The 7,519-nt window shown below is 39.9% G+C and carries 8 protein-coding genes and 1 pseudogene; 4 read left to right on the top strand and 5 right to left on the bottom strand.

Annotated features, from left to right (window positions below):
• The coding region (locus tag GBV73_RS09850; RefSeq protein ID WP_152881071.1) for a hypothetical protein at positions 1-230 on the bottom strand (230 nt) is incomplete at its 3' end.
• Positions 208-3,363: a helicase-related protein gene (locus GBV73_RS09845; protein WP_152881069.1), complete on the bottom strand. Its 3,156-nt coding sequence runs from the start codon at positions 3,361-3,363 to the stop codon at positions 208-210. The genes GBV73_RS09850 and GBV73_RS09845, both read right to left, overlap by 23 nt.
• A 409-nt stretch (positions 3,364-3,772) precedes the next feature.
• On the opposite strand from GBV73_RS09845, the gene GBV73_RS09840 reads away from it, so the two are divergent.
• Genes GBV73_RS09840 through GBV73_RS09830 form a run of 3 tightly spaced genes read left to right on the top strand, consistent with a single transcriptional unit; the run spans position 3,773 to position 5,460 of the window.
• Complete coding sequence (locus GBV73_RS09840) at positions 3,773-4,363, top strand: hypothetical protein (protein ID WP_152881067.1); 591 nt, start codon at positions 3,773-3,775, stop codon at positions 4,361-4,363.
• Complete coding sequence (locus GBV73_RS09835; protein WP_152881065.1) at positions 4,338-4,880, top strand: hypothetical protein; 543 nt, start codon at positions 4,338-4,340, stop codon at positions 4,878-4,880. Before GBV73_RS09840 ends, GBV73_RS09835 begins: the two co-directional genes overlap by 26 nt.
• Before the next feature lie 46 nt (positions 4,881-4,926).
• Positions 4,927-5,460: a hypothetical protein gene (locus GBV73_RS09830; protein ID WP_216643943.1), complete on the top strand. Its 534-nt coding sequence runs from the start codon at positions 4,927-4,929 to the stop codon at positions 5,458-5,460.
• A 9-nt stretch (positions 5,461-5,469) separates the two neighbouring features.
• On the opposite strand, the gene GBV73_RS09825 is transcribed toward GBV73_RS09830, so the two are convergent.
• The 3 genes from GBV73_RS09825 to GBV73_RS09815 all read right to left on the bottom strand — a co-directional run bounded on the left by GBV73_RS09825 (position 5,470) and on the right by GBV73_RS09815 (position 7,326).
• Positions 5,470-5,955, bottom strand: coding sequence for a hypothetical protein (locus GBV73_RS09825; RefSeq protein ID WP_152881061.1), 486 nt, complete (start codon positions 5,953-5,955; stop codon positions 5,470-5,472).
• Positions 5,867-6,205: a hypothetical protein gene (locus tag GBV73_RS09820; RefSeq protein WP_152881059.1), complete on the bottom strand. Its 339-nt coding sequence runs from the start codon at positions 6,203-6,205 to the stop codon at positions 5,867-5,869. The genes GBV73_RS09825 and GBV73_RS09820 overlap by 89 nt, the downstream gene beginning before the upstream one ends.
• Positions 6,206-6,291: 86 nt before the next feature.
• Positions 6,292-7,326, bottom strand: a complete 1,035-nt coding sequence (locus GBV73_RS09815; protein ID WP_172967223.1) for an AAA family ATPase — start codon at positions 7,324-7,326, stop codon at positions 6,292-6,294.
• A 65-nt stretch (positions 7,327-7,391) separates the two neighbouring features.
• Between GBV73_RS09815 and GBV73_RS09810 the strand changes: the two are divergent.
• Positions 7,392-7,519 (top strand): annotated as a pseudogene (locus tag GBV73_RS09810) (IS6 family transposase); the annotation flags it as partial.

Genomic DNA, 7,519 nt, shown 5'->3' with positions numbered 1-7,519 from the left:
GGTAGGTTGTAGTATTGTTTAAAGAGGAGTATTGCCAGTATTGTTTTTACTGGAAATTTTTTGGATTTTGGCAGGTTCTTCAGCTTTCCTTCTGATTCGAAGTCTGCTAAAACGTCAAGAATTGCGAATGCCACGCTTTCAGGGTCTTTGAGTCTGTGATCCCATCTGGGGATCACGACAACCACCCGAAAGAATTCAGCAAAAACCCTAATAAAGGTTACTATAAACACGCCCTGACTCATTTTTAGTTCTCTGCATTCTATTGTAGAGTTTGCTAAGAATCTTTTTTATGTTCCTTGGAACTTTGGGAGATTTTTTAAATGTCAGGCTACTGGCTTTTATAGTCCTAAGTTCATTAAACTCTTTTAGGGCTTTATCAGCGATTTCATAGTAAATATTCATTTCCCTGAACTCGTTGAATGGAGGAGTGTTAATATCAAGCCCTGTTATTTTCAAAAGCTCTTCAATAGGGGTATTCTGTCTAATCCAAGTATTGCCTTGTCTTCTGTATATAAAGTATTGTGAAATTATTCCATCACTACACACGAAGAAAGCATAGTACTCTTTTCCTCTGTATTTGACAACACTTCTCATTGAATACCTTCTCTTTAACTCCTCAAAGCGCTCATTGTTACGCTCCTTGAACTCCCTTACGAGTTTTTCGGCAAGCGTTGTTACGGAAAGGACATCCTTTTTTTCAAGCTCTTCAATTTTTCCGCCATAAATAATCTCGATTGCCGATGGGTTCCATTCCTCACTCTCTTCAAGAATCTTACCGTCAGCACCTAATGCATTGTTAAATTCTGCTATTCTTCTTCTGACTTTCTCGAGTAACCCGAGATTCTCTTCTAATTTTTTCTCTGGGAAGAAATTGTAGACATGGATAACATCATGTTCCGTTCCAATTCTGTCAACTCTACCAATCCTTTGGATCAATTTTATTGGAGTCCAGTGTAAATCGTAATTTATCACAATGTTTGCATCCTGTAAGTTAAGCCCTTCGCTGAGAATATCCGTTGAAATTAAAATGTCAATTTCGTTTTCTGTCTCATAATAATTTGATTTAGGAGCAAAACGTCTAATTTTGTCGAGTATTCCTTTTGTACTTGAACTTACAGCTTCAATTGAATATTCTTTACCGAAATACTCGTTTAGTCCCCTATATACCCATTGAACGGTTTCTTCGAATTCACTGAAAATTAGAATCTTTCTCCTTTCCTTTTTCATCAGCTTTTCTATAAGTTCAATCAATTTTGAAAGCTTTGGGTCTTCTTCGGGGCTCTTTTCGAGACGTTCTTTGAGGGGTCTGAGCGCTTGCTCCATTGCTTCAAGTTTCTTTAGATCATATTCTAAATCCTCGATTAGTTTCTCAAGGTTAAACGCTCCTGCCTTGTATGTTGGTTCCTTTATTCTTGTGTATTCGCTGATGAACTTTTCTATTTCTTTATCACTTAGTAAGTGGGCTTTTTTGCCATTAATTTTACCCAGTATAATCTCGTTAAACTCCTCTCCTGCGGGTATAAAACCTTGTTTAACAAAATTCAAGAAGTTCCTAGTCTTGATGATGTCCCTCTGAAGAGTTTGATACATTGAGTACCATGAGCTTTCCAGACGTTTCAGGTAAAGGATTCTTTCTAATCCTCTCAAATTTTTTCCGGCAGCGGATAAGTCCGTGTATGGGTTTTTGTCTTTAAATTGTGGTTTAACATATTCATGGAGTGCGAACCTTGCATATCTCATCGAATTTATACCCGCTAGGAACAGGGTGTAAATGTCGATAGGTTCGATATTCGAATGTTCGGAAATTGTCTTAATTAATTCTTTTGGAATTTTTTCAAGAGGATAAACCTCTGAAATTCTGTATTCAATAGTTTCCAGTTTTCTCTCTGGAAAGCAAAGCTTTTTGTTTCTGATTTTGATACACTTATCATTTTCCCCGTAAAGCTTCAGGATATCATGTCTAGTTCTTCTTACCATTATTTCCCTTAGAACATAGGAAGGGTGGACAGCTCCTTTCTCAATTGCATTAACTAACTCATCCCAAGTTTGAGGTGTTATTGGGAAAGGATGCTTCTTTTCAGGTATAAACAATTTGATTTGATTTATTATATCCCGGTACTGTTTTCTATAGGGTGTTGCCGTTAGGAGTATTACTCTTTTTCCAAGGAGAAGCTCTTGGAGATTTTTGTAGGACTTCGTGGAGGGATTGGTATAGTGGTGAGATTCGTCCACAAGAACTGTGTTCACGGTTTTTATGTAGTCCTGCATCTCCTTATATTTTTCTGCTGAGAGCTCTTTTCTTGGAAGCAACCCTGCCGAGAACACCTTTCCTTCAATGTTGTACATTCTCAATAGCTCTTCCCAGTACTTGACGAGCTCCGGAGGCGCTATAACTGCAACTTTGTTGTTTCTCCCATTTAACAAATCGAAGAGTGAAAAGTGCTCCAAAAGTGCCAACCCGATATAACTCTTTCCTAATCCGACGACGTCGCTTATTAGAACTCCTCTGTATTTGTTGATTATTGAGATTGCTCTCCTTACAGCATCCATCTGGAACTCGTAGAGAACTTCGGAAAGACCTCTAATCAGAAATCCGGTGTCTTTCTCTGCAATGTCCTTATAGAGCTCATAAAGACCCCTTATTAATACCTCATAGGGGGATGGAAAACTTCCAGGCTTTTGTCCCGCCCAGCTTCTTTTAATCACCTCAACTAGTTTTGGATTAAATGCTTCACTCTCTTCCCAAAGCCATTCGTACCACTCTCTCAAGCTCTCAAAATGAGTTGCAAATAGACCGGCATTCAGCTCTGTGTTCCCGTAAAACCCTGCGAGTGTGAAATTACTCGAGCCAACGAGACCTATCGGAGCAATTGACTCACTTTTCGGATAGAAAAGGTATGCTTTGGCGTGCATGAACTCTTTAACATAAACCTTGATCTCAATGTTTCCAGCTTCCAGCCAAGAGACGAGTTTGCTTAAAAATTTCTCATTCTCTTCAGTCTGTTCCATGAAGTTCGTGTTTTTTTCAAGATCTTCAGCTTGTTCGTCAAAATCTGACTTGAGTTTTTGGTTTCTTTCCTTGAGCTTCCTTAATGCTTCGAGAGAGTGGTAGACCATGCTGAGCTGTTCATAAGTTTCTCTATCTGTTTGGTTCCCGATCACTATTCTCATCTTTCCCCCTTGGGAGAAGAACTCATCAAGCTCCCTTTGGAGTTCTTTTAGCCCACTTATAAATAAGAATCCCACTGCAGCGTCTATCTGTTTGTAGTGTTGGGAGGTCAAGATTTCTTTTAAAACGTCGAGGAGCTTTACCCTTTGATTATCAACGAGACCGTATTTATTCAGGAGGCTAATTGCAAACATCTAGGTCACCTCAATGATACTTCTCTAACTTTCTCGGGTCTATCTTATCATTATTATTCCTTTCAATTCTTAAACCCAACTCTTTTGGAATCCTCCTGTAGTTTCCAAAATAGCGAAAGTTCGAGAGTTCAGATGGGCTTCTTTTGCTTCTGATTATTCTGTTGGATAAGTTTTGTTCTGGTAATCTTATCGTTGATCACGGATATTGTCGTGTAGTATTTGTGAGTTAATCTATTTAAAGCCAATGCCGTGAATAAAAACCAAAATACCAGTATCTTTGTTTTCCTAATTTCATTACTCAATGAAAGAACTCATAAATTATTAGGGGCTCTAAACAAGTTATATTTAGCTGTTATTCAAAACGGAACTTTTTTAAGCTTAGAGGCTAAACAAAAGATGGGGATATTTTATGGAGAACAATGAACTTATTAACATTCTCCAGTTGCTTGCAAAGGTTGAAGGTGAAAAACCAAAGCTCGATGATGAGTTAATCAACAAAGTCATCGAAAAAATCCTCGAATATAAACTAAAAGTTGCCGTTAGTGGAGATGGTCATCTTATGATATCCAATCCCGACAGCGAAGTGCTTCCAGTTCTTGAGGCGCTCGGTATTGGGGCAGAGGAGCAAGAACTCTATCTAGACGAGGCAATGCAGAGAATATTGAAGGCTTTGGGAAAGATGGTGTTCAGCGAAACGGAACCTGGGGATGATATAGAGAAGAAAATCTTCGAGAAATTCAACGTTCCCGAGCTTAGGGTAAAGGTCAAGCTCAAAAGGGTCTACACATTACCCATAGTTGACGTTATTGAATTTCATCCCGCGAGAATGAATGTGGATGGGAGAGAGTTAAAGTACTACTTGTTAAGAATTGAACATCTGGAGGATAAGGGTAAAAAGCCCACTGTACTTAACTTTGTTATGACGAGAAAAGATTTAGAGAAGCTTCACAGTGCCATAGAGGAGGTGCTCAGCAGTGGCGATGTCGATCAGGAGAGCTAATCAGTATCTTATAGGGACAGTTCAAGCCGGACAAAGAGTCTTCCACTATGAGAGTGGGCTAACGTTATCCTCAAAAGAGCCACAGGGGACTTCTGTTTTTGTATCGGAAGAAGTAATAAGCATGTTGGAGAACGCGCTTTTGGCGTCTTTATTAAACATAAGGAGAGCTATACAGACTCTTCACGAGATCCTCCCCCTTTTGCACCTTCAGGAAAACTGGAAAGAAAAGCTTAAAGTAGACTTTAAGTCACTCATTGAAACTCCTTTACCCTATAAGGGAGAGATAATAAGATACCTTCGGGAAACTCTTCCGCAATGGTTGGAGCGGGAGGAAGTTAAAGAGATAAAAATAACTACTGGAACACCGGAGGATGGTATCAACCCTCATATCGTAATAATAGCGAAGTTTGTGGACTCCGAGAAAGCTCTCGACGTGTCGGAGGAGCTTGAGTACAAGCTTCTCTCGGCAGACCCCAGAGTGTCCAACAGAATACTCGTGTATTCCCTGTTTGAATGACGGTGAGGGCTTCGTGTCAGGCTTTGACCCTAAGGGGTTCAAGTTGGTGGGGGACTATCTTAGTTCATTAAACGAAGGCTCTGACGTGCCTTTCCGTGAAGCTATCAACAGGACTGCTGTTGGGAGGTATTACTACTCTGCTTTTCTGCAATTGAGGGAAGTCCTAAAAGGGGAGTTAGAGAAGTATCCTCCTAGTCTCCGAAACAGAGATTTAAACGATTTTGTTGGTGAGCTTGAGGGTAAAAATCCGCATGCTCTTATTGTAGCATTTCTTGAGGTTCTCAAGGAAAAAATTAACGACGTAAGAATCAGACGCGCCCACAACTCTATGGTATATCTGAGGGCATTAAGAAATGCGGCTGACTACGACCTCCGAGAGAAGCCCGAAATCAAAACACCGAATGGTAAGGAGAATGTTAATTTTTCATCAAAGAACTGTGCTCTAGAAGCTAAGCGGAGATACTCTTTTGTGGAAAGCTTAATTAATGATAACAGTGAGAGCAATCTGCGGCATATCCTTAGGGTGTATAAGGCTGAAGTTGTTCAGTGTATTGAAGCGGTATTAAAAAGGAGAGGGTAGAGGGAGAGATTAACTAAAGCGGCATTCATTAAACTTCTGCCAGAATTCTTTGAACCCGTACTTGGCAGCTTTTTTGAAGCAACGTTTGTATTTTCTATCGATTCTAAGGGCATGGTTTATGATAACCAGGCCATGAGTGGTATTGAATTTCCCAAGTTGTTTGCCTAGCTCCTGACTGAACAGGTTTCTTTCCTTCCTGCTTTTCCTAATTTCTTCTGAGATGAGAGGGAGGTAGTCAACAATAGCCTCAACATCTGGAGTTTCATTTTCAAACATGGCGGCTAGCCCGTCTAGCAGTAACTTCTGGGTCTCGTCCAAATCAAGGGCTTTGATAATCATGCGTTCGTGCTTCTTAACAAGCTTCATGAGTTCGTGCATGCTCTTTGCTAGCTCCTGGTAGTCTTCTTCAAGCTGTCTGACTATCTCCTGGGCTTTCTCTTTGGGTTCGAATGGTGGTACGACTGTCGAGTAAATGAAGAGTGCCCCCAAAGGCATAAGAAACATCGTCCGCAAGTTTCTCAAGGTCGTTGCGGGCTTTATCGAGCTTTTTCTGGAAAATAAGTGCGAGAGATCTTTTATGATTCTTTTTCTTTTCCTCTTTTTTCCTCCACTTGATAAATTCACGAAGGATTCTGAACGCCTCGTACAGCTCAAGAGCCAGAGTAATATATGGGCGAAGATTGGCTGCAATAGTTGCTCCCGAGCCCGTAAAGACTCCAAATATCGCCTTATCGAGCTCGTTCATCTTTTTTCACCTTCTACGAGCCCACTTTAAATCTTTCTAAAATATCCTCTAATAGCCCTTTAACATCAGTAGGAACTTCACCCAGTTCAATCATTTTTTTTGGCTATCTTTTTCCCGTGTTTTATTTTGTCATACATTTTTCGACAAAATTCATCATCTGATAATTTAGAAGAATCGAAATAAGGATCTTTCATTGCTCTGATTTTTGCAAGTTCCCTCCCAAGAATGAAGGGCACATCATCATAGGGGCCGATTTCGGAGCTTAAGTTAATACCAGCGTTAACGAAGGCTTCATTTATAGCATTTAAAGTAAACAAGTTCTCTACTGTTCTAACAATCTTTCCATTTTTCTTCCAGAAATGTACAGGGATGCCATAATTCTCAAATTTCTTTTTGAGTTCTTCCTTCTTAGGAGAGAGAGCAGAGCCCTCATTTTTCAAGTCTGAGTCTAAAATAACTGCTATGTTTGGATTTATCTTTGCTAAGATTTCGGGATCCTGATGCCCAATATTAGAGCCACCGATAGGGATAACGGCAATGTTATACTCATCCCAGTTGGGAAACAAGTTTTTTGCGAATATCTCCAATATTTCCCTATCTGAGGGGCCCTCTACAAAGATAATGCCATCAGTCAAAAACAGATCGCTGGGGGACATCCCAAGTTCTTCTAGGATTTCGCGATTTCCAGAGAACTTCCTTAACTTTGTCTCCCCGTTTTCTTTAACGAGTAAGTACGATTTAGAGAGATCGCCGGCATTAACAAAAACACTTGAATGAGTTGAAATAATCACCTGCCCCTCCCTGGCAAAGTCTTTGAGAATATTACATAACTTCTTTTGAGCTCCAACATGGAGATAAATTTCGGGCTCTTCGAATAGAAGTACGTACCCTTTCCCAATTTTTTGTTCCCGATAAATTTCCAGAAGAGAAAGAATGAAGTATCTCTGCATTCCACTTCCGCGATAAGTTATTGGAATTTCTTTCTTTGTGTATCTGTCCCTAACCTTAATGATTGGGGTAAATGCTTTTTCTAGTTTCAATTCTGGAACTTCAATTGTAACATCATCTATGTCGCTCCACATTTTTGAGAGTTCCCTTTTTAGATCCTTTCTAATGGACACTGTCAGGATAAGCAGTGGGACGTTAGGTTTAAGTTTCTGATACCTCTTCAGAAAAGGGGAGAGAAATGAGGACTGAAACCATTATTTACTTACTGGTTTCAGTCTTAAAAACCTTTCGCCGGAACAAAATCCCAGCAAAAAAGAAAACCAGGGCAATAAACCTGTACCTGCACGGACTAAGTTACAGACAGGT

Origin of the sequence: Thermococcus sp. 101 C5 (assembly GCF_009372125.1) — an archaeon.
Lineage (GTDB): Archaea > Methanobacteriota_B > Thermococci > Thermococcales > Thermococcaceae > Thermococcus_A > Thermococcus_A bergensis.
The sequence above is the reverse complement of the archived record's forward strand: the minus strand, read 5'-3'. Positions and strand labels throughout refer to the sequence as shown.

Excerpts from the sequence above, each read along its gene's own strand:
- GBV73_RS09845 (WP_152881069.1), bottom strand. The coding sequence starts at position 3,363 with ATGTTTGCAATTAGCCTCCTGAATAAATACGGTCTCGTTGATAATCAA.
- GBV73_RS09840 (WP_152881067.1), top strand. The coding sequence starts at position 3,773 with ATGGAGAACAATGAACTTATTAACATTCTCCAGTTGCTTGCAAAGGTT.
- GBV73_RS09825 (WP_152881061.1), bottom strand. The coding sequence starts at position 5,955 with ATGCCTTTGGGGGCACTCTTCATTTACTCGACAGTCGTACCACCATTC.
- GBV73_RS09820 (WP_152881059.1), bottom strand. The coding sequence starts at position 6,205 with ATGAACGAGCTCGATAAGGCGATATTTGGAGTCTTTACGGGCTCGGGA.